General features: G+C 43.8%; 20 protein-coding genes and 1 pseudogene. 13 read left to right on the top strand and 8 right to left on the bottom strand.

Features of this window, described 5'->3' with window-relative positions; genetic code table 11:
- Nucleotides 1–144: 144 nt before the first annotated feature.
- Nucleotides 145–315 carry a hypothetical protein gene (locus BJP34_RS44710; RefSeq protein ID WP_158517520.1) on the top strand — a complete coding sequence of 57 codons (171 nt, stop codon included), beginning with the start codon at nt 145–147 and terminating at the stop codon, nt 313–315.
- Between the two features lie 665 nt (nt 316–980).
- Here BJP34_RS44710 and BJP34_RS28220 read toward each other — a convergent pair.
- Nucleotides 981–1,544, bottom strand: a complete 564-nt coding sequence (locus BJP34_RS28220) for a DUF11 domain-containing protein (RefSeq protein ID WP_070395206.1) — start codon at nt 1,542–1,544, stop codon at nt 981–983.
- 117 nt (nt 1,545–1,661) lie between these two features.
- On the opposite strand from BJP34_RS28220, the gene BJP34_RS28225 reads away from it, so the two are divergent.
- Entirely contained in the window at nt 1,662–1,901 is a 240-nt protein-coding gene (locus BJP34_RS28225) for a hypothetical protein (RefSeq protein WP_149031229.1), read from the top strand.
- 91 nt (nt 1,902–1,992) lie between these two features.
- Here BJP34_RS28225 and BJP34_RS28230 read toward each other — a convergent pair whose 3' ends face one another.
- Nucleotides 1,993–4,548, bottom strand: a complete 2,556-nt coding sequence (locus BJP34_RS28230; protein ID WP_070395208.1) for a hypothetical protein — start codon at nt 4,546–4,548, stop codon at nt 1,993–1,995.
- A gap of 1,645 nt (nt 4,549–6,193) precedes the next feature.
- On the opposite strand from BJP34_RS28230, the gene BJP34_RS28235 reads away from it, so the two are divergent.
- Nucleotides 6,194–7,930: an EAL domain-containing response regulator gene (locus BJP34_RS28235; protein ID WP_070395209.1), complete on the top strand. Its 1,737-nt coding sequence runs from the start codon at nt 6,194–6,196 to the stop codon at nt 7,928–7,930.
- 380 nt (nt 7,931–8,310) lie between these two features.
- Here the strand turns inward: BJP34_RS28235 and BJP34_RS28240 are convergent, their stop codons facing one another.
- Nucleotides 8,311–8,541, bottom strand: coding sequence for a NifU family protein (locus tag BJP34_RS28240; protein ID WP_324611096.1), 231 nt, complete (start codon nt 8,539–8,541; stop codon nt 8,311–8,313).
- A 144-nt stretch (nt 8,542–8,685) separates the two neighbouring features.
- Between BJP34_RS28240 and BJP34_RS28245 the strand changes: the two are divergent.
- A pseudogene (locus tag BJP34_RS28245) lies at nt 8,686–10,374 on the top strand (glycoside hydrolase); the annotation flags it as partial.
- 172 nt (nt 10,375–10,546) lie between these two features.
- Nucleotides 10,547–11,293, top strand: a complete 747-nt coding sequence (locus BJP34_RS28250; RefSeq protein ID WP_070396929.1) for a 2-phosphosulfolactate phosphatase family protein — start codon at nt 10,547–10,549, stop codon at nt 11,291–11,293.
- 251 nt (nt 11,294–11,544) lie between these two features.
- Here BJP34_RS28250 and BJP34_RS49610 read toward each other — a convergent pair whose 3' ends face one another.
- Entirely contained in the window at nt 11,545–11,778 is a 234-nt protein-coding gene (locus BJP34_RS49610; RefSeq protein ID WP_083305384.1) for a CopG family transcriptional regulator, read from the bottom strand.
- 67 nt (nt 11,779–11,845) lie between these two features.
- Between BJP34_RS49610 and BJP34_RS28255 the strand changes: the two genes are divergently transcribed.
- Complete coding sequence (locus BJP34_RS28255) at nt 11,846–13,090, top strand: RNA-guided endonuclease InsQ/TnpB family protein (protein WP_070395211.1); 1,245 nt, start codon at nt 11,846–11,848, stop codon at nt 13,088–13,090.
- A 16-nt stretch (nt 13,091–13,106) separates the two neighbouring features.
- Nucleotides 13,107–13,265, top strand: a complete 159-nt coding sequence (locus BJP34_RS44715; protein ID WP_158517521.1) for a hypothetical protein — start codon at nt 13,107–13,109, stop codon at nt 13,263–13,265.
- 78 nt (nt 13,266–13,343) lie between these two features.
- Here BJP34_RS44715 and pheS read toward each other — a convergent pair whose 3' ends face one another.
- On the bottom strand, nt 13,344–14,345 hold the full coding sequence (gene pheS / locus BJP34_RS28260; protein ID WP_324610966.1) for a phenylalanine--tRNA ligase subunit alpha: 1,002 nt from the start codon (nt 14,343–14,345) through the stop codon (nt 13,344–13,346).
- 171 nt (nt 14,346–14,516) lie between these two features.
- Between pheS and surE the strand changes: the two genes are divergently transcribed.
- Nucleotides 14,517–15,329, top strand: coding sequence for a 5'/3'-nucleotidase SurE (surE, locus tag BJP34_RS28265; protein ID WP_070395213.1), 813 nt, complete (start codon nt 14,517–14,519; stop codon nt 15,327–15,329).
- Between the two features lie 505 nt (nt 15,330–15,834).
- On the opposite strand, the gene BJP34_RS28270 is transcribed toward surE, so the two are convergent.
- The 3 genes from BJP34_RS28270 to glp form a co-directional block, all read right to left on the bottom strand.
- Entirely contained in the window at nt 15,835–16,440 is a 606-nt protein-coding gene (locus BJP34_RS28270) for an HD-GYP domain-containing protein (RefSeq protein ID WP_070395214.1), read from the bottom strand.
- Nucleotides 16,441–16,685: 245 nt separating this feature from the next.
- Nucleotides 16,686–18,344, bottom strand: a complete 1,659-nt coding sequence (gene hflX / locus BJP34_RS28275) for a GTPase HflX (RefSeq protein ID WP_324610967.1) — start codon at nt 18,342–18,344, stop codon at nt 16,686–16,688.
- Between the two features lie 308 nt (nt 18,345–18,652).
- Entirely contained in the window at nt 18,653–19,993 is a 1,341-nt protein-coding gene (glp, locus tag BJP34_RS28280) for a gephyrin-like molybdotransferase Glp (protein ID WP_070395216.1), read from the bottom strand.
- A gap of 209 nt (nt 19,994–20,202) precedes the next feature.
- Here glp and BJP34_RS28285 point away from each other — a divergent pair, with 209 nt between their 5' ends.
- The 5 genes from BJP34_RS28285 to BJP34_RS28305 all read left to right on the top strand — a co-directional run bounded on the left by BJP34_RS28285 (nt 20,203) and on the right by BJP34_RS28305 (nt 25,253).
- Nucleotides 20,203–21,570: a Mur ligase family protein gene (locus BJP34_RS28285; protein ID WP_070395217.1), complete on the top strand. Its 1,368-nt coding sequence runs from the start codon at nt 20,203–20,205 to the stop codon at nt 21,568–21,570.
- A gap of 159 nt (nt 21,571–21,729) precedes the next feature.
- On the top strand, nt 21,730–22,578 hold the full coding sequence (locus BJP34_RS28290) for a Uma2 family endonuclease (RefSeq protein WP_070395218.1): 849 nt from the start codon (nt 21,730–21,732) through the stop codon (nt 22,576–22,578).
- Nucleotides 22,579–22,594: 16 nt separating this feature from the next.
- Nucleotides 22,595–23,764 carry a DUF58 domain-containing protein gene (locus BJP34_RS28295; protein ID WP_070395219.1) on the top strand — a complete coding sequence of 390 codons (1,170 nt, stop codon included), beginning with the start codon at nt 22,595–22,597 and terminating at the stop codon, nt 23,762–23,764.
- 695 nt (nt 23,765–24,459) lie between these two features.
- Complete coding sequence (locus BJP34_RS28300; protein ID WP_070395220.1) at nt 24,460–24,825, top strand: ferredoxin-thioredoxin reductase catalytic domain-containing protein; 366 nt, start codon at nt 24,460–24,462, stop codon at nt 24,823–24,825.
- The gene (locus BJP34_RS28305; RefSeq protein WP_070395221.1) at nt 24,822–25,253 is read left to right on the top strand and encodes a DUF309 domain-containing protein; all 432 of its coding nucleotides are present in this window, start codon (nt 24,822–24,824) and stop codon (nt 25,251–25,253) included. Before BJP34_RS28300 ends, BJP34_RS28305 begins: the two co-directional genes overlap by 4 nt.
- The last annotated feature ends 194 nt before the right edge of the window (nt 25,254–25,447 follow it).

The raw sequence follows: 25,447 nt of genomic DNA on the forward strand, positions 1-25,447 counted from the left end.
TGATAGTAAATCACTGGATAGTTTTGTTAAGTTAAATTGCTTTTTTTGATTAAATTTTAAATTGTAGGTGATTTTTTTATATAAAAAACGCAAATTTAAGCAAAAAATAGCGCAATTTGCGCTGATTTTTTTTGTGCAGTATTTATGTTTTTTTTAAAAATAGCAGTCGAAGTAAAGCTTAAGACATCTTCTGCTCCCTGCTCCCTGCTCCCTGCTCCCTTTCAACTAAAAGACTATGTCCTAAACTATACTTCCCTTGCTATACTTATTAGGCTATATACTTTAGGTTTTATGCTGTATTCAGATCTATTATGAAGCGAAATAGCTACAAAAGCGAGGCGTAAACTGCTGATTTTTTACTAAAGCATAATCAGTATTAATGCGGAGTTGTATAGCGCTACGCGCAAGTCAGAAGTTAGAAGTCAGAAGTCAGAAGTAAGCTATGACTAAGTTTCAGAGTTTAGGAATGTCCTAAGCTTAATGCGTAGTGCTATATTTAGCAAAATAAAAACTGTTACCACGTCAAAAATGAGTAATATTTCTCAGGGGGTTACAAGCTAATTGAAAATCTTACAGGGGTTAGGTTTTAGGGGTTAGGTGTTAGGTAAAATTGTCAAGCGGGATGGATTATTAAAACTATCATTGACGAAGTATGCGTGAAAATTGCTTCAATTGCTGGGAAATACAAATGACTCATTGCTGTAATTTACCCAATACCTAAAACCTAAAACCTAAAACATAAAACCTATATAGGTTTGAGCTTTGTTGTCACCCCGTGAGGTAATATTTGCTATTGAAAAAATTATTTAATTCCCTATAATTAGGTTATTATAATAACCTAATTATCAGCTTAAGTGATTAGTCATTAGTCTTGATTTATGAGTTTGAATTTATAATTCATTTGTAATTAAGAAGATTTTATTGGTATTTACAAATGACTAATTACTAATGACTAAGCACTAATCGTTACTTGTTAAGTACTAGCGAACAGTGACATCATAAGATGCTTCTAAAATTGCTTTGGGATCGAGAGCTTCTGGAAACTCAAAGCGAACGTGAGTGTAGGCTGAAGCAGGGGCAGCTTTAGTTTCTACCGTGCCATCTTCAAGGGTGACTTCAATAGTAGGTTGTTCTATAAAAGTCTCTCCATTATCAATGCTGTAAGTTATCGTTGCTCCATTGCTGTTGCTAGCGGAATCAAGGATATACATGGTAGCGCGGGGAATAGGTTGGGTAACCATCAGATTGTCAGCCTCCACTTCCCCAGAATTCTCACCTTTGACAGTGTAACGAAGGGTATCTCCTGGTTTGACAATGGCTTTGTTCTCTAGGGCTTGCCAAGTAATATTTTCTTTACCTTCAGTATCAACTTCTACTATCTTCTTCTTAGCCACTAATTTCAACTGCACTTTGGGGCGCATGATGTTTTGGACAATCACTTCCCCAGCTTCCTGTAAACCAGCTAATACAGGAGTCTTACCTACAAAAGGCACAGCAACAATTAATGCGATCGCACCCAGACCTAGAATTGATGAACGTTTCATTTGCAATAAACCTCTTGATAATTACAACAATTTTATAGAAGACTGAAGCTTGAAGGCTGAAGTTTGAAGGCTGAAGTTTGAAGGCTGTTCGCCGGATAGCTTGGATCCATCTCACTTTTGCTGTTTGATCCAGTGGGTGAAACGGGCATCTTGGTGGAACAGGCATCTTGGTGGAACAGGCATCTTGGTGGAACGGGCATCTTGGTGGAACGGGCATCTTGCCCGTTCCATTCCCAGGCGGCCTATCTCCACAGTGGGAACCCAGAAAATCAGGACTCCCCCTTGGGTGGTGCGTTACGGGGCGGGCTGTTCCCACACTGGCGCTCGGTGTTGAACATGATGGCAAGCCCGCCCTAACGCACCCTACGCAAGTTTTGCCTTTTGCCTCTTGCCTCTTGCCAATGCCATTGCGCGTAGCGCTATACTTCCTACTTCAGAGCATCAAGGATTAGTCAACCTTACGACGGAAGACAAAGGATCCATTGTCCCCAGGAGCAACAGTACCAACTTCATTGACGTACCTAGTCACTTCTTCACCGCTAGCTGGGTCACTATTTCCAAAGGATAAGGTATTATTGAAGTACTCCACAGTACCCTGAGATGGTTCAGTTCCCTGCTCGTGAGTGGTGACAGTAACCCAGTTGTTAGGAGCTTTGTCCCCATCCTCAGTAATGGTGAAGTTGTTAGCATCCAAAACTACGTTACCAGCACCCACTAGTGGTTCAGAGATATTGGTGTAGGTGATTCGGTACTCGATAAACTGACCAGGCTTAGCTCGTTCTGTGAGGGTACCTTCCTGATCACCTGTGGGATCTCCGCCGGTGAAGTCCTGAATCACTGTTACACCATCAGTATCCAGAATCCGAGCTTCTTTCACCATCTGCATGTAGCCAGTGTAGACCCGGTCAACAGTAATGTTGAAGACAGTTTCGTCAGTGACATCAAAGTCTCCGTTCGGGTTGTTGTCCACAAAGGAAACAATCGGAATCGGGTAACCCTCAACTTGAGCTGTATTAGCAGGTAAGTCAACAATTACCTCGTAATCCAATTGCTGACCTGGTGTGAGAGTACCAACATTAACTGTTGTACCACCAGTGAGGGTAAAACCGCCCTCTTCGTTGTAGGTGTAGGTTGCTTCCTGAACATCACCTGTATCTGGGGTGTACCTGATCGTGACCTCAGTGTCATTAGGAATCTGGGTATTTGGTCCAAAGTCTACTGGAGTGGTGAATTGAGGATTAACTTGAGGGTCATTAGTCGCCGCAGTACCCACTGAAGGCGCAATTGGCAACAAGGTGACGTTATCTAAATTAGTAGTATTGGGGTTCTCAACCGTATTGTTGAAGGTAACCTCAGCTGGATCTGGAATGGGCTGACCCTGAGCTAATCCAGCTGGAATAGTTGTGGACTGGTTAGTGAAGTCATCATTGTCATTGGTTGGACCAATAGCATTGGGTCGATCCTCCGGACCATTGAGGATTTGACTGGTAGTATCAATCTCTGCAGTAATGGTAACTACAGTGTCTTCACCCTTAGGTCCTTCACCTGTGTTGTCATTGTCTTCATCAACACCATCAGCACTGGGATTGGCAATACCAAGGTCTGTAGCTGGGTTGAAGTCGGTACCGCTCTCATCCGGTGGTGTACCATCATCATTGTAGTTGTTGGGATTTTGGTCACCGGATTCATCGTAGACCACTTCATCCGTTGGGTCACCGACAGTTTCACCAAATGCCTGAGCAATGTTAGCGACTTCACCACCAGCAACGGGTAAGCCACTAGTGATCACACCAAAGCTGAAGCCATTGGGATCAGCTTCAGTGGAGGTTCCTAAAGTAATAGGACCGTTAGCAATGAAACCAATGCGCTTAACATCAGCTGGGGCAGTAGTAGACCACTCTACGCTCAGGGCGTCACGACCAGTCACCGCTGGGTCATCATCAGAGTAGACCACTGTCCAGCCTTCTGGCCCAGCTGGCACAGTGGGCGTTACATCAGAGTCAAATTCTGTATTTTCGGGAATGACATCAGAGACCAATATCCTCTCTTCTGTCTGACCATCAACGGTAATGGTAGTTCCTTCGAGATCCGCAGCTTGGAAATTAATCGCTGGGTTAGAGGATTCAACCCGGAAGTCTAAGCGATAAGTAATTTTATCATCGCTAGCATTCTCAGGACTGTTATTGTTATCAACTAGATCAATATTATTCGGACCTTCGATTCGCTTGAGAACAGTGATGGTGGCTAGTTCCTTAATCTCTGTAGAGAGTAAGACCTCTTGGAACGCAGCACCTTCACGCTCACCATTGACTGGAGGATCACCTTCAACATTTACGGTAGTAACCTCGTTAGGATTGGAACCATCATCAGCATCCGGCTGGTTATCGGTAGCAGGACTATTGTCGTTAGGTCCGGTATCACCTAACTGGACATTAATCGGAGCCCCTGCTTCATCTACAATAACCGTACCTTCAACCCGTACCTTAATGCTCTGATCAGCACGAATGGGAGTGGTTGTAGTAAAACCAGCTGCTGGAATAGTTGTCTCGAAAGTGCCATCCCCATCCAAGTCAGCTGTCACTGTAATAGGAGTAGGAGCAGCAGGATCGGTATCTAAACCAGTGATGGCGATGTTATCAAGACCAGGAATCGCAATATTGGTGTCTTCGTTACCAATGTTGGTAATCACGAAGTCAAATTGCAGGGTATCACCAGTAGCAATACTACCTAGGTTGACGTCATTAACACCATCAGGTTGAACCAGCAAACCAGCAACTTCAGCCACCTCAACGATTACAGTGTTTGAGGTCGCGTCGATGGTAACCCCTGGATTGTTGGGGTCTTCATAGGTAGCTTCCGACTGGTTAATAATCGGTACACCAGCATCAGTTCCCTCAGCAAATACAGGTACTGCTAGCTGAAACAAACTACCGAGAATGAGGGAAGCACTGACTAATGGTCGTAAGTATCTACGACGAAGCTTCGTTGACTTTCGTTGAGCCATGGAGAATTTTTCCTAAATTGAGAACACAAAGATATATAAATAGTCCCTGGGTCTAGGATGATACTGACCCTGGTTGTTAGCTAGTAGCTTGTTTGTAAGCTAGGCTAGCCTTCAATATCTAGGAAAACTCACCTAAACTGCTTTCGGCATTCGAGATTTAACGGATTTTCTAGAGTAGTCATCCTGAAGTGCATATGTAAAAATACGTAATAGGTCGTAAACTATCAGCCATAAGTACTAAATATTTCCTTTAGTTGCTTTTTTTTTCTAATAGCAGGTTATAGTACTGGAGTCATTGCTATAACTAGCTAATCAAAGGGGGTTACAGCAGCAGATAGGTATGACTTATAGGTATGACTTCAGGGTCAAGGTGGGTGATGTTAGCTATATCGAAGGGCGTAAGTAAACTAACTATAACGTATCTAAGCTAAATTAAGTGATTATGCCCATACTTATTTAGTCATACGGTTGATGCGCTAATCCACCACTTCGGTAACAATAGATTAATTAATAACTAATATCCTGGTTTAGGTGTGAGGAAAATTATAATGATTAACTCTATGAGTTATTGGAATAAAAATTACTTAAAGTTCAATAATTATATAGCCAAAATAAATAGGTTGTGAACGATCAGACGGACAATAGACTAGCACTACAATAACTTTTGGCCTTCTGGGTGTTTACAAATCGTTTATAAACCCGCTTAGTAAGCTTAGTAACTTGTTAACCATCTAATTGGCACAGCAAAAGTTACAGGGTGATGTTGAGGCTTGACTGAGGGTTAACGGTTAACCGCGCTTCGAGCTTGGTTGCGGGGCAATCAGGGTGGATCCCTGCTTAGTGCTAATGCCTATTAATCAGCCTCTACATGAAAAGCTATCAATTTAACTGTGCTATGTGAATGATTATCATAGTATTTCTCTACCAAATTCAGCATAATTTTGCTGAATTATAGTCCAATTATCCCATAAGTTTCGATCAAACTACCGGATGGATAGCTCATAAATCTTGACGGCTGATTAATCGCTAATTAATCAGAATCGAATTTAATTAAAAGACTTTCAAATACTTACACGTGCTTTAACGCATTGTATGCAAATGTTTATTGACACAAGCTAGTGATAAGGTTGACTTTTTTTTTAAAGGTCGAATAAACGCCATGCTAGCGATAGTTATTCATTAAGTATTTTTTATTATTAAAAAATACTGTGAAGTTTTTGTGAACATTATTAGAATTGTTAATTCTTATACAAATCCGCCCCTATATTACCCCTTACTTATCAAAGATAAGCATGTTTTTTTATTTCAATAAAGAAAATTTTCTAGTAAATTAAGATACCAATATACTCAGTTAATAGCTCCAAATAACTACCAACAGAAAACAATCATGAAGTATCTGCTTACCTCATTACTGATACCAAGTCTAGGTAACATACTGCCAATACTACTGAGTTAGTAACCGACACCCGTACCGAAAGGCAGCTACACCAACGAAACCTGGTGTTCTTACTGTGCTCCGACTGTGGGAGATCCCTTGCAGTCTTGAAATACCTCGTTCTATCTTTACGCTGTTCCTTCGCTTGGGCCCTGTTCAAGGTCACCTTTTATGTTATGTCCACTACACCTGATTTAAGTCCAAACCAGTATGAATAAGATTCTAGTAATTGAAGACGAGCCAATCATTCGGAATAACCTCCTCACCCTGCTCAGAGCAGAAGGGTTCGAAACGATTAGTAGTGACAACGGTAGCAGTGGAGTCAAGCTTGCTCAAAACCAGCAGCCAGATTTAATTATTTGTGATATAATTATCCCTCAGCTAGATGGTTATGGTGTTTTAAAGACTCTACAGCAACATCCCATCACTGCTGCGATTCCCTTTATTTTCCTCAGCTCCAAAGCTGACTGGTCAGATTGGCGTATGGGCATGAGGTTAGGGGCTGATGATTATCTGATCAAGCCTGTTAACCGCCAGGAATTGCTAGATGCGATCGCTACTCGACTACAAAAACGACTTTATCAAACCAAGTGCCATCATCTTGAACTGAAAAAAGTGCAAGCTCAACTGGACTATCTACTCCGTTATGACCAGGTTACTAACTTACCGAACCGACTTTTGCTAGAAGAGCGATTTAATCAACTGCTGATACAACGACAGGGACGTTATCGTCGTCTGCCAGTGCTGTCTTTAAGCTTTGACCAACTTAATCAGATCTACAATATCTTAGGCCCTGTTAATGGTGATTTGTTACTTCAGGCAGTGGCCAAACGACTTCTTGGTAGGGTTGGACCTCTGGATACGGTGGCTCAGTTAGGGATGGATCAATTTGTGATCTTGCTAGCTACTACCATTAACCAGATAGAGATAGGGCTGATGGCGGAAACACTGATCGATGCTTTATCCTTACCCTTTACTATAGGAGAATATGAGATTGTCCTGACCCCTAGAATCGGGATTGCCTGCTTTGGTAGGGATGCCCTTGATCTAAATACCCTGATCACCCATGCCAACCGAGCCAGAGAAAATGCTGGACAAAAAGGACAGAAGGCTTACGAATTTTATATTGCCTCGATTGGTGACAAATCCCAACAAGCCCTATGGCTAGAATTACAATTGCGCCAAGCATTGCAAAAGGATGAACTTCAAGTTCACTATCAGCCCAAAGTAAATCTGAAAACTGGAGAAATCGAGGGAGCAGAAGCCTTAATCCGTTGGTATCATCCAGAATTGGGAGCAATCTCTCCAACTAAATTCATTCCCCTAGCCGAGAAAACTGGTTTGATTGTGCCTGTAGGAGAGTGGGTACTCCGAAAAGCCTGTACCCAAGCCAAACTCTGGCAAACTCAAGGCTTGTCCCCAGTACAAATCGCTGTAAATTTATCGGGACATCAGTTTAATCAACCCAATCTCAGTGACTCCATCGTAGCAATTCTTGAAGAAACGGAACTTGACCCAAGATATTTGCAATTAGAATTAACCGAAAGTACCCTGATGGACAATCCAAAGCATGCGATCGCTACCTTAAAACGGTTAAAGTCCTTTGGTATTCAGATCTCGATTGATGATTTTGGAACCGGTTACTCTTCTCTGAGCTATCTGAGACTATTTCCCTTTGATGTGTTAAAAATTGACCGTTCTTTCGTTTGCCAACTTACAGAGGATGCAAAAAACGAAGCCATTACTACTGCGATTTTGCAAATGGCTCACAGTCTCAACTTGAAGGTGGTGGCAGAAGGGGTGGAGACAACTAGCCAACTAGCCTTCCTGTGTGGTCATAAGTGTGATGAAATTCAGGGTTATTGCTTCAGTCCTCCATTATCGGCTCCAACCTTCACAGAATTGCTTTGTACTGGTAAAAGGCTTTCACTCTCTTATCTGGGATAATTTATTAGTTTAATTTATTAGTTTTTTAATTTCTTAAATTGATTAGCAATTAGTAATACCTCCTATAGGATTTTAAAATTAATTGTTAAAAATAATTCCAGTTATTTGAAATTACCCAAAATCCCGATTAACTTCCCTATATACTTTATTATATCTTGCATTTTGCCTTTTCCATGTAAGGCTTTACCTCAGGGATTATGTTAACAACTAAAATGTAAATTCTATAGCAATTAGCAATTGTTGGCATTATCAATGGTTTGAAAGACAGATATTTTGTAGGGACACGATCTGAGCGTGCCCCTACTGTTTCCCATCGAGATCAGAGCAAGTATAATCGCCTAAAAACTCAGCACTCCGCAGTAATTAACTGAGTATTCCGCTTAGATTACTTGCTCCACTTCAGCGATTTCAGGGATAAATTCCCTTAAGCGGCGCTCAATCCCCATTCTCAGGGTCATGGTAGAGCTAGGGCAAGACCCGCAGGCTCCCTGGAGTCTTAATTTAACAGTCGGACCATCTAACTCAACTAGCTCCACATTCCCACCGTCAGCGATCAGGTAAGGACGCATCTCATCCAGGACTGTTTCAACATTTTCTGGAGTGAGTGCCATTGTTTCTGACATAATAAACCTCAGCTACATTGTAATTTCATGATAACTATGTTAATGGTAGCTTTCTGTGAGAAATGACTAATGACTAAGGACTGATGACTGATGACCGATATCATGGTTAAGGTTTAGGATAGCGATCGCACCATGTCTCATCCTCTATACGTTGCCTTTATCTGGCATCAGCACCAACCGATTTATAAATCCCACAAGGGTGCCTCGGTGGCATCAGGCCAATATCATCTACCTTGGGTACGCCTACATGGCACGAAAGATTACCTAGATTTGGTGCTGCTCCTAGAGAGCTACCCTAAGTTGCATCAAACGGTGAATCTAGTACCAACTCTAATTTTGCAACTAGAAGATTACATTGATGGTACTGCTTTCGATCCTTATCTGACCCTAGCGCTAACCTCCACTGAACAACTGACTCAACACCAGAAGCAATTTATTATCGAACATTTCTTTGATGCCAATCACTACACCCTGATTGACCCCCATCCCCGCTATCGGGAACTGTATGAGAGCCGCCAAGATCAAGGGAAAGAGTGGTGCCTAAACAATTGGACATTAGAGGATTACAGCGATCTACTAGCATGGCATAACCTAGCGTGGATTGATCCGTTGTTTTGGGATGATCCCGATATTGCTAGATGGTTGGAGCAGGGGCGAAACTTCACTTTGTCAGACCGACAGCGCATTTACTCCAAGCAACGAGAAATCCTCAGCCGCATCATCCCCCAGCACCGGAAAATGCAAGATGCTGGTCAACTGGAAATAACTACAAGTCCCTATACTCACCCTATTCTACCGTTGTTAGTGGATACGAATTCTGGTCATGTAGCTGTTCCTGAGATGAGTCTACCCCAACAGCGATTTCAGTGGGAGGAGGATATTCCCCGACACCTCCAGAAGGCTTGGCAGATGTATACAGAAAAATTTGGACGAGCTCCACGTGGGCTATGGCCTTCCGAACAGTCAGTCAGTCCTGAAATTTTACCTTACATTGCCGAAGCTGGGTTTAATTGGATCTGCTCTGATGAATTAGTATTGGCTTGCAGTATCAACCACCGTTTCCATCGGGATGAGAGGGGGAATGTTACCGAACCAGAGTTACTTTACCGCCCTTATCGTCTACAAACAGAACACAAAGACCTAGCGATTGTGTTTCGAGACCACCGCTTATCAGATTTGATTGGCTTTACCTATGGGTCAATGTCGCCGACTAAGGCAACGGCTGATTTGGTAGGACATTTAGAGGGGATTCGCGCTTCCCTTGCGATCGCAGAGTTTAACCCTGACACCTCGAAACCCCAGCAATCAGAGGCTTGCAGCGGTTTAGAACAGCCTTGGCTAGTCACGATTGCTTTAGATGGAGAGAATTGCTGGGAAAACTATTCCGAAGATGGTTTACCCTTCCTCAAATCCCTCTATCAAACTTTGAGTGATCATCCTCATATCAAACTCGTAACGGTTTCTGAGTTTATTGAACAATTTTCCCCTACAGAAACTATTCCGGTAAGTCAACTACATAGTGGTTCCTGGATAGATGGTAGCTTCACCACTTGGATTGGTGACCCAGTCAAGAATCGAGCTTGGGACTTACTAAGTGAAGCACGACAAACCTTAGCCAAGCATCCAGAAGCCACGGAAGAAAATAATCCAGAAGTTTGGGAAGCTTTGTATGCAGCAGAAGGTTCTGACTGGTTTTGGTGGTTTGGTGAGGGTCATTCCTCCAACCAAGATGCCGTCTTTGACCAGCTGTTCCGGGAACATTTGTCGGGGATTTACCGAGCACTGAATGAGCCAATGCCACCTAATCTCAAACACCCCTTAGTATCTCTTCAGGTACCTTGATTGAACCGGCTAACTAATATACTATTATTTGTGGCTGTCGTGCCCGATAAATTGGGCTGCCATTAGGCTGGCTGGTTTAATCGGCAAGATTAATCAGGCTAGTTATGTCAAGGAAAATTTCAGCAGTCCAGAAACCAACTATATCCAAGCCGTGAAGCTATCTATCTACCACACCCCGGAAGAAACTCCGAAAGACACCTTACCAGACTGTGCGATCGCAATTGATGTCCTGCGAGCCACGACGACCATGGCTACAGCTTTAAATGCTGGTGCTGAAGCGGTGCAAGTGTTCAGTGATATCGACAAGTTAATGCAAATCAGCGAACAATGGCCCACTGACAAACGGCTACGAGCTGGGGAAAGGGGTGGTAAAATGGTAGAGGGCTGTGATATGGGTAACTCGCCCTTAATTTGCACACCTGAGCGAGTAGATGGAAGGCGACTATTCATCAGTACCACCAACGGTACCCGTGCTTTACAGCGTGTCCAAAATTCCCCGGTAGTCCTAGCAGCGGCCTTAGTGAATCGTGTGGCAGCAGTGGAGTATTTACTGACCCACAAACCAGATACTATTTGGCTAGTGGGGTCAGGTTGGGAAGGAGCCTACTCCCTAGAAGACACAGTTTGTGCTGGGGCGATTAGTCAAAGACTTATGGAAGAAACTGGAAACTCAGTGGATGACATTGCTGGTAATGATGAAGTAATTGGTGCGATCGCACTTTACTCCCAGTGGCAAGATAAGTTACTAGAGATGTTCTATCACGCTAGTCACGGAAAACGGCTGCTGCGGCTGAATGGTCATGAAGATTTAAAGTATTGCGCTCAAACCGATGTATTAGAGGCTTTACCGATTCAGAAAGAACCAGGAGTTTTGGTTAAAAACCCAGTTAACAGGTAACAGGCAAACAGGTAACTAGATCTTTTTTGCTGTTTTAGTGTGCCTAGACAATTATTTTTTAATTTTCAGATATCCTCTAATTTTTGGCAATGGACTCACCAAAATTTAATTCACTGAGCCAATTTCTCCAAGGACTAAGTGAAGAACAATTAGCTGGCCGGTAAAAGAAGCCCCACGTCCGAACTGAAAGTCGGCGTGGTCAGAAGTATCCGCAAGAATAGGGCAGCCTTGATCATAAAGTTTTAACCCTTTTACGTATAGCCGATCCACCCTAAAGGCTGCCCTAATAAACAGGTTTCATCTCCGGGATGAATTTTACACAGAGTCTTTGGGATTCGGCAAAGCCGACGCGGGGCGCGTTCGGGGAAACGCGCTATCAAGCTTCTAAGTACCTCTGATTGGTTCATCCCCCTTTTGGTTGCTTCTTGTTCCAGTTTTTTCTTTTCATACTCGGTTAACCGTATCGTCATTTTTAGGGTTTTCATTATGACTTGCCATTTGACTAGCTGTATACTATACTAATAGTAGGTCGAAAAACAGGAGATAGCAACAATGAGAGCAGCTTATCAATACCGACTAAGGTTAACCAAAGCCCAGGAATCTGAAATAGAGAAATGGCTGGATCTACTTCGTTGCCAATACAACTATTTGCTTGCAGATAGGTTTAATTGGTATGAGCAAAATCGCTGCTCCATTAACTCCTGTCCTTTGATTTGCCATCTACCAAGTTTGAGAGCCAACCCTGACTATTTCTCTCAAAAGAAAACTCTTCCTCAGTTAAAGAAGGATAGACCTTGGTATAAAGTGGTTCAATCTCAAGTCCTTCAAGACTGTGTAAAGAGAGTTGATTTAGCTTTTAAGCGGTTCTTGAAGGGTGACAGTAATGGAAAAAGAAGTGGAAAACCTCGATTTAAAGGAAAGAACAGGTACAGATCATTTACTTTTCCGTCTTTATCCAAAACCCCTATAAATGGCAATACTTTGACTCTTCCAAAGTTTGGAAAGGTCAGGATGATTTATCATCGACCTATTCCAGAAGGGTTTAAAATCAAAACAGCGACCATAACTCGAAAGGCTGATGGATACTATGTTACGCTGTCAATCCAAGATGATACCGTCCCGGATGTCATTCCAGTAGACAGCGTTAAAAATCCTATCGGAATAGACATGGGTCTCAAGTCTTTCCTAGTTAAGTCTGAAGGTTCAGAGGTGCCAATTCCTCAGTACTACAGAAAGGCTCAAGAACGACTAAAGAAAATCCAAAAAGCTGTCAGTAGATCAAAAAAAGGTAGTAACAATAGAAAAAAAGTTGTAAATCAATTAGGGAAAGCTCACAAGAAGGTAGCTGATACCCGAAAAGATTTTCATTTTAAGACTACTAAAAGTCTACTAGATGACTATGATTTAGTTGCTCATGAAAAATTAAACATCAAAGGTTTAGCCAGAACTAGAATGGCTAAATCTGTATTGGACGCTGGATGGGGGCAATTCCTGTCAATCTTATCAACCAAAGCCGTTCGCGTAGCGTGGCCTACGGCCTTAAACGCTGGGTTGGTCACAGTTGCAGTAAATCCTCGAAATACTAGCCAAAATTGTTCTAACTGCGGAACAAAAGTACCTAAAAAACTAAAAGACCGCATCCATTCTTGTCCTTCCTGTGGTTACACCGAAGATCGTGATGTGAATGCGGCAAAAAATATATTGAAATTGGCGGTGGGGCATCCCGTCAGCAGTAAAGCTTTCCGAGTATCCGAAGCGTTGGCTGGAGTTGGAAAGAAGCCCACACTGAATTTTTAAAAGTCAGTGTGGGAGTATGTCACCTCAACGATTAGGAGTGGCACCAGCAACACTTCAAGAATTAAGAGAAAAACCTGATTTTAAGCAATGGAGTCAGGATAAAGACCCAGAATCAGTTTCCTGGCGATATCAGAAGGATAAGCAACGCTATATAATTAACTTATCCTTTGGATGATTATTGTTGTTTAGTTTGTGATTGCTTAGTTCTGATGAATCAGAGTTTCGTTGAATGTACCAGTAACGCTAATCAATACTAAAACTGCTTCAAAAAGCGCAAATCACTGTTATACAAGCGACGAATATCGTCAATCTGGTGCAGCACCATGGCAAAACGTTCTACTCCAAAGCCAGCAGCGAAACCTGTATAAATTTCAGGATCATAGCCTACAGCTTTGAGTACATTGGGGTCAACCATCCCGCAACCCATCACTTCTAACCATTTTCCCTTCCACTGCACATCCACCTCTGCTGAAGGTTCAGTGAAAGGAAAATAACTGGCACGAAAACGCACTTCTAACTCTTCCCCAAACATTGCTTCCAAAAATTCCTTAAGGGTTCCTTTGAGGTCGGTAAAGGTTATCCCTTCATCCACTGCCAACAGTTCTATTTGATGGAACACTGCAGAGTGGGTAGCATCTACCGTATCCCGTCGATAAACTCGACCAGGTGCCACAATCCGAATCGGTGGCTCATGGTTTTCCATGTAGCGAATCTGTACCGAAGAGGTATGGGTACGCAGCAAATTCCCATCGGGCAAGTAAAAGGTATCTTGCATATCCCGAGCCGGATGGTCAGGGGGAGTATTAAGGGACTCAAAGTTATAGTAATCTGTCTCCATCTCTGGGCCAGTAGCAATGGTGTAGCCTAAACCAACAAAAATATCTAAGGCCCGATCAATGGTGCTATTGAGGGGGTGAATTCGACCTTGGGGACGATATACCCCTGGCATAGTCACATCCAGGGTTTCTGATCGCAATTTTTCCTGAATTTCAGCTGCTTTCAGGTCTTGCAGCCTCTGCTCTAGGTTCTGCTGGAGGGTTTCTTTGACAACATTTGCGATCGCACCAATCTGAGGTCGGTCTGCTGGTGCTAACTTACCCATTCCCCGCAATATCTGAGACAGTTGCCCTTTCTTGCCTAGGTAATTAATGCGCAACTGTTCCAATTGTTCCAAGGTATCAGCAGAAGCGATCGCAATGGTTGCTTCTTCTTTGAGTGTAGCTAGTTGGGTCTCAATCTCGTTGAGGCTTGTCATCAGTAATTTTAGGTTGTAAGAGAAGAACCGGAAACCCCTGTCATTGTATGCAGGACTGTTTCATTTTACTTAAAAAATTGTCAGGTGAGTGGGGTAGACGGTCTTAGAGTACATCAATTTCAGATTAGAATCGAACAGCGACTTTTATCTTTGGCTGCAGTATCTTATCTCATGAAATTGCTCATCAGCAACGATGATGGTATTTTTGCCCTTGGTGTGCGTACCCTTGCCAACACCCTCGCTGAAGCGGGGCATAATGTTACCGTAGTATGTCCTGACCGAGAGCGCTCAGCAACTGGTCACGGTTTGACCCTCCATGACCCGATCCGTGCTGAAGTTATAGATCACATCTTTCATCCCAAGGTTACTGCTTGGTCTTGTTCTGGAACCCCTTCAGACTGTGTAAAGCTGGCTTTGTGGGCATTAATGGATACCGCACCAGATTTAGTGCTTTCTGGCATTAACCATGGCTCTAACCTCGGTACTGATGTCCTCTACTCTGGTACTGTCTCAGCCGCTATGGAAGGGGTAATCGAAGGGATTGCCAGCATTGCCTTCAGTCTAGCCACCTACACCTCAAAGGAGTTTCAAGTAGCCGCTTCGTTTGCGAAAACTCTCGTAAATCAGCTCTCCAAGCAACCCTTACCGGAAACAACATTACTCAATGTGAACGTGCCAGCTGTTAAGCTCTCAGACATAGCTGGGATTGCGATCACCCGTCAAGGGATTCGTCGTTACATTGAGAATTTTGAGAAACGAGTTGATCCCCGAGGCAAAATCTATTACTGGTTAGCTGGTGAAGTTATTGAGGATATTGAACAACCCGATCATATTCACTTACCTCAAGATATCCCTACGGATGTTCAGGCAATTCGCGACAACTACATTAGCATCACCCCTTTGCAATATAACCTTACTGATACTCCTAGGGTATATCACTTGCAGCAGTTGAAACTAGGTCAAGATGAAGGATGTTCGCCCTAGGCGTCCCTTGTAGGGTAAGATTAATGATGAAAGATGAAGGATGAAGAATAAAGTTTTTAAAAATGTTTATTTTCTGAATTTATATTGACAAATGAGCAACTTTACTGTTTTTATACAGAAATGCAAATGACCGTTTAACCCTCAAAATTAAGCTAAAAAGCCCCCATGCTGTGACAACTTTAGTCGGCGGATTTCTATAACCATTGAAGCAAGTATTGATGAGATTCTTGGTAATTGTAAGACCCCTTGGCAATAGCTAAAGAAATAAAAAGGTGAAACCAACTAGTCAACTATTTATTTATTTTACTTTTTTTTATTCAACCTTGGCCTTTCGGCCACGCTTGCGCGTTCAACTTTCAACCTTCAACTTTTAAATTTTAGCCTTCAACCTTGGCCGTTGGCCACGCTACGCGAACAACCTTTAATTTTCCACCTTTAACCTTTAACCTTTAACCTTTAACTTTCCACCTTCAACCTTTAACCTTTAACCTTTAACTTTCCACCTTCAACCACCGCCTCGATAGTACAGTTCAAGAAAACGAAAAAACTTTTCACAGAGTTCTGGATCTCTTGCACCAACGTTTATTTCTTTGGTAATTTCTGCTACCGCCTGTTTCCAGTAGGGGCGAATGCCTGGGGGGTCACTACGGTTACGATATAGCCGCTTGCTGATGATAGCATCTGCCGCATTCACCAGCTGAAAGACCTGAACAATGTAAGGAATTTTCTCACCACGCAACCCATCCGGATAACCAGTGCCATTGAGCCTCTCTTGGTGGGTACGCACTAAGAATGCAAACTCCTTCAGGAACGGATGCTGGTTACAAATCAGTTCTGAAACTTCAGGATACTCCTTAACTTTTGTCCACTCCTTTTCTGTCAGCGGTCCTGTTTTGAACAGGATCTGATCGGGAATGCTAATTTTCCCTAAACCGTGGCAATAGCACAAAAAAACCAGCTGACGCATTGCTTCTGGCTCTAAGTTTAACCAGCGCCCAAAATGCATGCACATAGTTCGCAGACGATAGCACCTTAAGCCAATCGGGACGTTGCGAGCCAACTGGATTTGTTCAAGGAAATTTAGGATATCGGCGTCCCCAGAACGAAGCATCAAACTTTGAAGTTGGTTTTGGTTTTAACAATTAAATTATCCCTATCTATTAGCTTACACTTGTGAATTTTTTATGAAGCTAACCTAGTTTAGTAAGTCATTTTCTCATAATGGTAGTTCTCTAGAAGTAGTGATAGACCTTTATAAAATCCACTCCTAGCAAAAAATAAAACTGCCAAATTAACTACTTGTTTAGAACTAGCGAACTCATAATTTTGGTTAATTTTTTATGAAGCTGATTCACTTTATTGAGTTGCGATCGCATAGTGAACTAACTCAACTAGTTTCTGACGCAATGTCTCCAGTCCAAGACCTTTACTAGCAGAAATAAACACTCCTTGAGGAAATTCTTCTTTCGCTAACGCTAGGGTATCACTGTCTACTTGGTCAATTTTATTAAATGCCACTAAAATCGGTCCTGGTGTAATGGGCATATCCCTGAGAATCCCCATTACAGAACGAATGTGACTAGCCCACGCTGAATGGGATAAATCCACTAAATGCAGCAAAGCATCTGCTTCTGTTACTTCTTCGAGGGTAGCCCGAAATGAATCTACTAAGGGTGGGGGTAACTCGTGAATAAACCCTACCGTATCGATCAATAGCATAGCGCTAGATTTACCCGTTACTGAGTCAACAATAGGTAAGCGTCGGGTGGTGGGGTCAAGGGTAGCAAATAACTGGTCAGCGGTATAAACCTCAGCATTGGTTAGGGTATTCAACAGGGTAGATTTGCCCGCATTTGTATAACCAACGACCGCCACTGTTGGAACGTCCTGTTGCTGACGCCGCTGCCTTAACCTTGACCGATGAGCCTGTAATTGGTTTACTTCTTGTTGAAGTCGGGCAATTCGACGCTGAATGGAGCGACGTTCCGTTTCCAGTTTGGTTTCACCCGGACCACGAGTACCAATGCCACCCCCTAAGCGGGACATGGCCTGACCCCGACCAGTAAGGCGAGGCAACATATATTCTAGTTGTGCCAGTTCCACCTGCAATTTACCAGCACGGGACTGAGCTCGTTGGGCGAAAATATCAAGAATCACTTCAGTACGGTCTACAACCCGAACACCAATTTGGGATTCTAGGTTGCGAACTTGTGCTGGTGATAGGTCGCGGTCAAATACGACCAGATTAGCGGCTAGGGTTTGGGTAGTCAGGGCAATTTCCTCGACCTTACCCCTACCAACTACTGTTTGGGGATGGGGATGCGATCGCTTTTGCTGGATTACCCCTAATACTTCTCCACCAGCGGTTTCCACCAACCGCCCAATTTCTGCTAAGCCATCTTCAAATCGCTCTGGGCTGATTTTTTCAGTCATTAATCCTATAATCAGCACCCTATCTTGGTCAACATCGACTTGCTGAGCCACAAATTGCCGTCGAAACTCAGCTTCTAGCTCTTCGACCAATTCCTGGAAATCCTGCTTAGTCAGAATATCCAGACTCATGGGTGATGATACACTCCAATTGAGGAGTTGAGAGTCTACCTTATTGTTTGCTTCTGAGTTACTAGGAGGGAGCAAATGTGCGAGATAGGTTTCTTTGATATAACCTGTTGCTCCACCACCCCGCCTTATCATACCTGACCCAGTAATCGTAAGTACCACCAATGCATCCAATCGCTGAATTGCCATAGCCGTGAGGGTAGATTCTCTAGGGGTTTCTGATTTGAGCTGAGTGGCAATACAGCGAATCCCGCACAATCGTTCAGCACCGTAACGGGGCAATTCCAGGGGAGGAATTTTGGTCTGAGTAGGGGTACCTACAGCCACACGAATCACTTGTCCCCGGCGATTGATGTAGGTGCATAGGGGCTGTTGAATATCTGTGCTAATGGCTGCAACACGTTGAGCAAACTCCGGTGTAGTCAAGTTATCGCTAGGTAAGCGTTGGTGATACAACCGTTTGAGTTGCTTGAGCTGGCTAGGCTTAAGACCTTGAAGATTACCGTAGATAGTATCGATAGGCGCTACTGACCAGTAACCTGGTTTCCAACACTACTCTATCTATTTTAAGACTTACACAGCCTACACATCCATCCGGTCAAAGGTAAGTCTTATCGGTCTGGAAAACGCTACAAATGTGGTGCTTGTGGGTGGAATGGGGATCCCGACTTTAATGCTTCCATGATGATAAAACAATTGGGGCAGAGTGTAACCCTGCCCGGAGGCTCGTACTTATCCTGTTCTCTAGCAGATATTGTACAGGGCTACTGAAAGCCCCCGGCATAAGCGCCGTGGGGATTGGTTACACCTTCCCCTACCTGTAAAACTAATACCGATTCACCAGCCCGAATCAAGGTTTTACCGATTGGCACCACCGCTAGACCATTGGTATAAGCAAGATTAATCAAATTACCAGAACTATGACTACCGCTGGCCAGATGAAATTTGTGGGTACCAGCTGCATCTAAACACAGTTGTCCCCACAGGTAAGTTTCCCGGCTTCCACCAGCATGTAAGTCATTAGATGCGATCGCTTTGACAAAAACTGGTTTCGAGACTTCCTCCGGTAAACCAGATAGTTTTAACAGTGCTGGTTTAACAAACCGCCAACAACTGACTAGTGCTGAAACGGGATTCCCAGGTAGACCAAAGTAAAGTACTGGACGTTTTGAACACGAGGGAGTAATAGAAAGATCACTTTCTTCTGGGGAATTAGGCAAGGGGGAGGTAAAGGTAGCAACTGTTAGGGGTTTACCGGGTTTAACGGCAACCGAGTGGATGTGAATCTGTGCCCCGAGCTGGGCTAAGATTTGGTCTACATAGTCATAATCCCCCACTGATACACCCCCAGTAGATAGAACCATATCTGCTTCGGAGATAGCGTTTGCGATCGCATTTTTTAGATCGTCTGGCTGATCGCGCACAATCCCCATAGGTATGGGTACTCCTCCCAATAGCGAGACAAAGGTAGCCAAGGCATACTGATTAGAATCCACAATTTGACCAGGTTTTAGGGGTTGGTCAGGGGTTACTAGCTCGTTGCCAGTGGAGAAAATTGCCACCCGAGGACGCCGATACACTGTCAATTGGTTACACTGAGCTGCAGCTAAGACGGCGATTTCTGGAGCACCAAGCCTAATTCCTGGTTTCATAAGACTGGTTTGGGCTTGGTAAAAAGATGCCCGATGACGGACAAACGCTTGGGGTTGGGGAGCCTCCAAAATCACCACCTGGTTGTCCTGGAGCTTCGTGTTTTCTTGGATGACCACCGTATCAGCTCCTTTTGGCATACAACCTCCAGTAAAAATCCGTGACGCTTGTCCGGGTTTGACTTCACATTGGGGTTGATATCCAGCAGGGATTTCTTCGACAATAGTTAAAACTACTGGTTGTTCGCGATTGCAGGATTGGACATCGCTATAACGCACGGCATACCCATCCATGGCTGAATTATCCCAGTGGGGAAAATCTAAGTTACTGGTCACTGTTGCTGCCAGAATTCTATTAGTGGCAGCAGATAGCTCTACCACCTGTGTTTCCAGCCGTGGGTCAAAGGGTTGAACCAAATTGAGAATGATTGACTCTGCTTCTTGAACTGCTAGCATTGCCTATTAAGTATGAAAGATGAACGATGCAGCACTATTGCATGAAGGACACAGTGAAGTACTTGCGCTGTGGTGGGCGTGAAATCTTCCCTAATTATCCTCCACTTCATCAATGGTAGGTTTTTAGTTTTGATCGGAAGTTTCGATTCTGATCGGTTCATCTTTGGTTCCAACTCTTTAATCCACGAACAACTTGTAGCTTTCATCCCGTGACTAGATCAATTATCGATAGATTACGATTAGGGTTATCCGTAGGCATTGCCAAAACCGTCACCGCTCTGGTTCGGTTATTAAACCTAGGGGCAGCAAGTGTTCTGCCTGGAGCAATTGCCCGTCGTCTCCAGCCTCAAGTGCTTCCCTTACTCTTGGATCAGGTCAGACGAGGTGTGATTCTAATTGTTGGTACTAACGGTAAAACTACCACCTCTCTACTTCTATGCACTATCCTGGAAGACCTTGGTTGGCAAGTTGCTCACAATAGTACTGGGGCAAATTTGATTAATGGCTTAGTGACCGCACTCCTAGTTAATACCAATGGCATTGGTCAGTTGGATGCTGACTACGCCCTTTTGGAAGTAGATGAAAATGTGCTGCCCTTGGTATTGCTTGATTGTCAGCCTAAATTTATTTTGGGCTTAAACCTGTTTCGTGACCAGCTGGATCGTTATGGGGAAGTGGATACTATTAGCCGTCGCTGGCAAAATGCGATCGCTCCCTTACCTGAGGAAACCGTTGTAGTTTTAAACGGCGATGACCCTACCCTGTCTTACCTCGGTCAACAGTTACCCCAGAGAGTCCTTTTCTTTGGGTTAAGTGAGCCAGATCTCTATCTTGATGAAATTCCCCATGCCGTTGACTCAATTTACTGCCCCAGTTGTGGACATCCCCTGGACTATGAGGGGGTTTATCTGTCCCATCTAGGAGACTATCACTGTCCTCAATGTGGCTTTAGTAAACCTCAACTCGGAGTCAATAGTAGCCAGTGGCCACAAATATTAATTGGTATCTATAACAAATACAACACATTGGCAGCGGGATTACTAGCCATAGAGATGGGTATTGACCGGGATACCATCTACAACAGTATTAAAACTTTCCGTGCTGCCTTTGGACGAGCAGAAGAATTAGTTGTGCATGGGAAGCGGGTTCGGATTCTGTTATCCAAAAATCCAGTAGGGATGAATGAAACGATTCGGGCTGTGAATGACTTGCAAAAACAAGGTGGAGCATCCACTAAACTAGTGGTACTCAATGACCGGACCCCCGATGGCACAGATGTGTCTTGGATTTGGGATGTGGATACAGAGAAATTAGTGAACTCAGGGGGAACTGTGGTAGTCAGTGGCGATCGCGTTTATGATATGGCACTCCGTCTACAATACAGCCAGAATCAAGACCAGAATCAAGACCAGAATCAAGACCAGACTAATTGCCAATTGATTATTAAAGAAGATTTATCAGAAGCGATCGCTACCGCTTTGGAGGAAACTCCAGCTGACGAAACCCTTCATATTTTGCCTACTTATTCTGCCATGTTGGAAGTGCGGGGACTTTTGACTGGGCGCAAAATTTTGTAGCTGTCTGTAAGGGAGTTATTATCAAGTGCTCAACGCCCTAGACTGAATGCTTTAGTTAATGGTTGTAAGGGAGATAATTGGAAATTTTATTAAGTCCTCACGAGTGAAAAATTCTGCCAAAATAAATCTATACCCCCAGTAGGAGCCGATCAAGAAACCATGACTCAAAGTATTGACCGGGTTGTTTTACCTCCTCCTTTCCCAGATCACACCCAACTACCAGAATCAGATGGAAGTTTTGTGTTCGCGAAGCGTGCCGTAGGCAAAAATTTTCAGGAACACCCCCAAAGCATCTTACTCACAGATTCCATTGGACCAGTTTTACAGCAAATTCATCCCGATGGACACTATGCCATTGGACAAGACTGTGGTATTTATTGGCGAGAAACTGACCCACCGGAAAAAGGAGCAGAAGCTCCTGACTGGTTTTATGTTCCCAACGTTCCCCCTAGGTTAGATGGTGAAATTCGCCGTTCCTACGTTATATGGCGAGAATATATCGCTCCTTTCATTGCTCTTGAATTTGCCAGTGGGAACGGGGAAGAAGAAAGAGACCAAACTCCTCTATCCCGAAGTGAGGAAGGAAAAGTCACTAAACCAGGCAAATTTTGGGTTTATGAGCAGATTATACGCATTGCCTATTACGGCATCTATGAAATCAAAACCGGTAACTTGGAGGTCTATGAATTCCTTAAAGGTTTCTATCACAAAATGAAGCCCAACGAGCGAGGTCATTATCCCATTGAAGCATTAGGAATCGAATTGGGACTGTGGCAGGGAACCTATCAAAATCAAAACCAACTCTGGTTAAGGTGGTGGGATAACCAAGGTAATCTATTGCTGATTGGTAATGAGCGGGCGGAAGTAGAACATGCACGAGCTCAAAAAGCTGAACAGGCAATCTTCGAGGCTGTGCCCCGTTTCCTCAAGATGGGACTAACAGTGGAACAGGTAGCAGAAGCCCTTAGGTTGAGTGTAGAACAGGTAAGACAACAAGTTGAGGGTTGAATAACTGTAAAAAGTCATGATCGTTATTAAACAAACCACCGAATGGTTAGAAACCAACTGGGTTAATCCCGCCTATGGAGGTTTGCTTTTAGCAGGTATTGCCATCTGTTTCTTTGGCGCTGCCACCAATACCATGGCAGGATGGCTCTATGTGATCAGTGCGATTATTTTTGCCCTACTGGTAATTGCCGCTATCTTGCCAGTGCGATCGCTTAACCATCTATCAGTACGCCGACGTCCGATCTCACCGGTCAGTGTGGGAGACCAGTTAACCATTGAACTAGAAATCGAAAACCCCACCCTCAGACCTCAAAGCCTATTACAAATTCAGGATATGCTCCCACCAGAACTCGGAGCAATGACCAAAACACCAGTAGCTAGCATTCCAGCCCAAAGTGTCCATCGCTGGGTTTATTACCATCCCACCGCCAAACGAGGAGTCTATCGGTGGCAACAGGTACAATTGAGAACTGCCACACCCTTGGGATTATTTTGGTGCCGTCGCCATCGATATGCCAGCGCTAGGGCAGTAGTTTATCCCACTGTACTTGCCCTTACTCGCTGTCCCCTAGTGGATGAAATTGGTAAAGAGGACAGTATGCAAGTCCAAAGCGATCGCAAATCTCAATCACTTAGCCAAGACCTTACCAAAGCACTACGACCTTACCGAGTTGGTGACCCTACCCGTCTGATTCACTGGCGCACCAGTGCTCGTTACGGTGAATTACTGGTACGGGAGTTAGAAGTATTGACTGGTTCTCAAGAAATTATCATATGCCTCGATAGCTCCAGTCAATGGCATCCCGAAGACTTTGAACAAGCCGTGATTGCTGCTGCTTCTATGTACTCCTATGCTTGTCAAACTCAGCCAAATGTGAAATTCTGGACACCAATAACAGGGTTATTGCACGGTAACTCAGTAGTGTTAGAAGCCCTTGCTGCCACCCAAGCCGGAGTTGATGGCAAAGCCGAAGACCAACCCTACCTACCACCTTACCTACCCTTGATCTGGCTGACTCAAAATCCTGTTAGTCTTAACTCCCTACCCCCTGGCAGTCGTTGCTTACTGTGGCCAAAAGATGTATCCGTGGGGAAGCCAGTCCAACAACTGAAGCGCGATAGTTTGGGAATTGTAATTAATACGACTGAGCCCCTAAAACCCCAGTTACAGCAACCGATACGATAGCAAATAAGCTGTGAAACGCAACGGATTATGAACGGAGCTAAGGTCAGTTTATTTGCAGTCTGGTCTGCTGATTTAGGTTGACACTCCCCACAGCTATAAGCAGGGGGATTCTTGGCTCACAGAACTGACTTGCCGTGACAGGTTTACACCAACCACAGTAGAGGTCAAATCTCCCCAAGCGTATCGGCTTCGCCGACGCTACGCGAACAGATCATTGATCTAAGTTCCGGTGTGCCCCACCGTACTCAGGGTTTTTCCTCAGACTTGCCAGGCTTTCTTTAATTTCTTGCCCAATGACTTTCATAGGCCATCATATCGTTAGATTGAATTACGCAATGTGCATTCTCAAGACACATTTTTTACGTTACCTACTTATATCAAAGGGTCATCTCCAATACTGGCGTGCTTTACTATCTAATTATATACTATCGGAGCCAGTATCAGCATTCGAGATCAAAATTAGCTGACGGGGAATAAATTCCCTTCGGGCTCATCCCCATAACTATAAGTTAGGGGATGAGCCCTCAGAGCTTTCGGTAAAGCAAAGGCTTTTGGTATGTCTTAACACCAATTCAAGCTATCAAACCATTATCCTAAACTATGTATCGCTATCCCAACGATCAACAAATATCCGATTTACCTGTAAGACAGTACGATACAATTCTAAGAACTCTTTCATAACTCAATTTTACTAAATGACTACATCACCAATAGCTAATCAAGCCAGTGATAGTAAACTGGAGGCGATGCAAAACTTTGCTCAGACTTATGCTCAGCGTACTGACACTTACTTCTGTGTTGACCCAAGCGTAACTGCTGTGGTTATTGAGGGACTTGCCAAAAACAAAGAAGAACTCGGTGCTCCCTTATGCCCTTGCCGCCATTATGAAGACAAAGAAGCAGAGGTGAAAGCTACCTTCTGGAATTGCCCTTGTGTCCCCATGCGGGAACGCAAGGAGTGCCACTGTATGTTATTTTTGACCCCGGATAACGATTTTGCCGGTGATAAGCAAGAAATTTCCCTAGACGAAATTAAGGCTGCGCGAGATAGCATGGCATGACAGCCATAGTACTACCTGAAGAATTTTGGCAGGGTGTCGATCAATTTAATCAGCAAGAGTTTTACGCTTGTCACGACACCCTTGAAGCTTTATGGATAGAAGCAGTTGAGCCCCAAAAGCGATTTTATCAAGGTATTTTACAAATATCTGTTGGCTGCTACCACCTAGGTAATCTAAACTGGCGTGGTGCAGTGGTATTACTCGGTGAAGGGATCGGACGTCTCAGTAACTATCAACCAGACTATGGGGGGATTGATGTCACTGAGCTACTATCTCAAAGTGTTAATCTCCTAGAGGCATTGCAAAACGTCGGCTCAGAGCAAGTTGCTGATTTTGTTAGACAGTTAGAGGCGGCTGACAGCAATGATGTTGTAGTTGGTGGCGAAGGGGTTAGGGGTTTTCCAAAACTCAAGGGAGTTGATGGTTAACCATTAACTTGTTAACCATTAGTTGTTAGCACATGCTTTGAAGGGATGAGAAACTTTGTTGGTGCCTAGTCGTCAAAACTAAAACACGTGCCTTAGAGCAAAAAGCCCATTTTAATTCCCAAGCTATGGCTGGATTTGCTTAAACTAGTAGGCAGAACAGCTTATTGGTATTCGAGATCAGTCATCACACACAA

Origin of the sequence: Moorena producens PAL-8-15-08-1, assembly GCF_001767235.1 — a bacterium.
Classification (GTDB): Bacteria; Cyanobacteriota; Cyanobacteriia; order Cyanobacteriales; family Coleofasciculaceae; genus Moorena; species Moorena producens_A.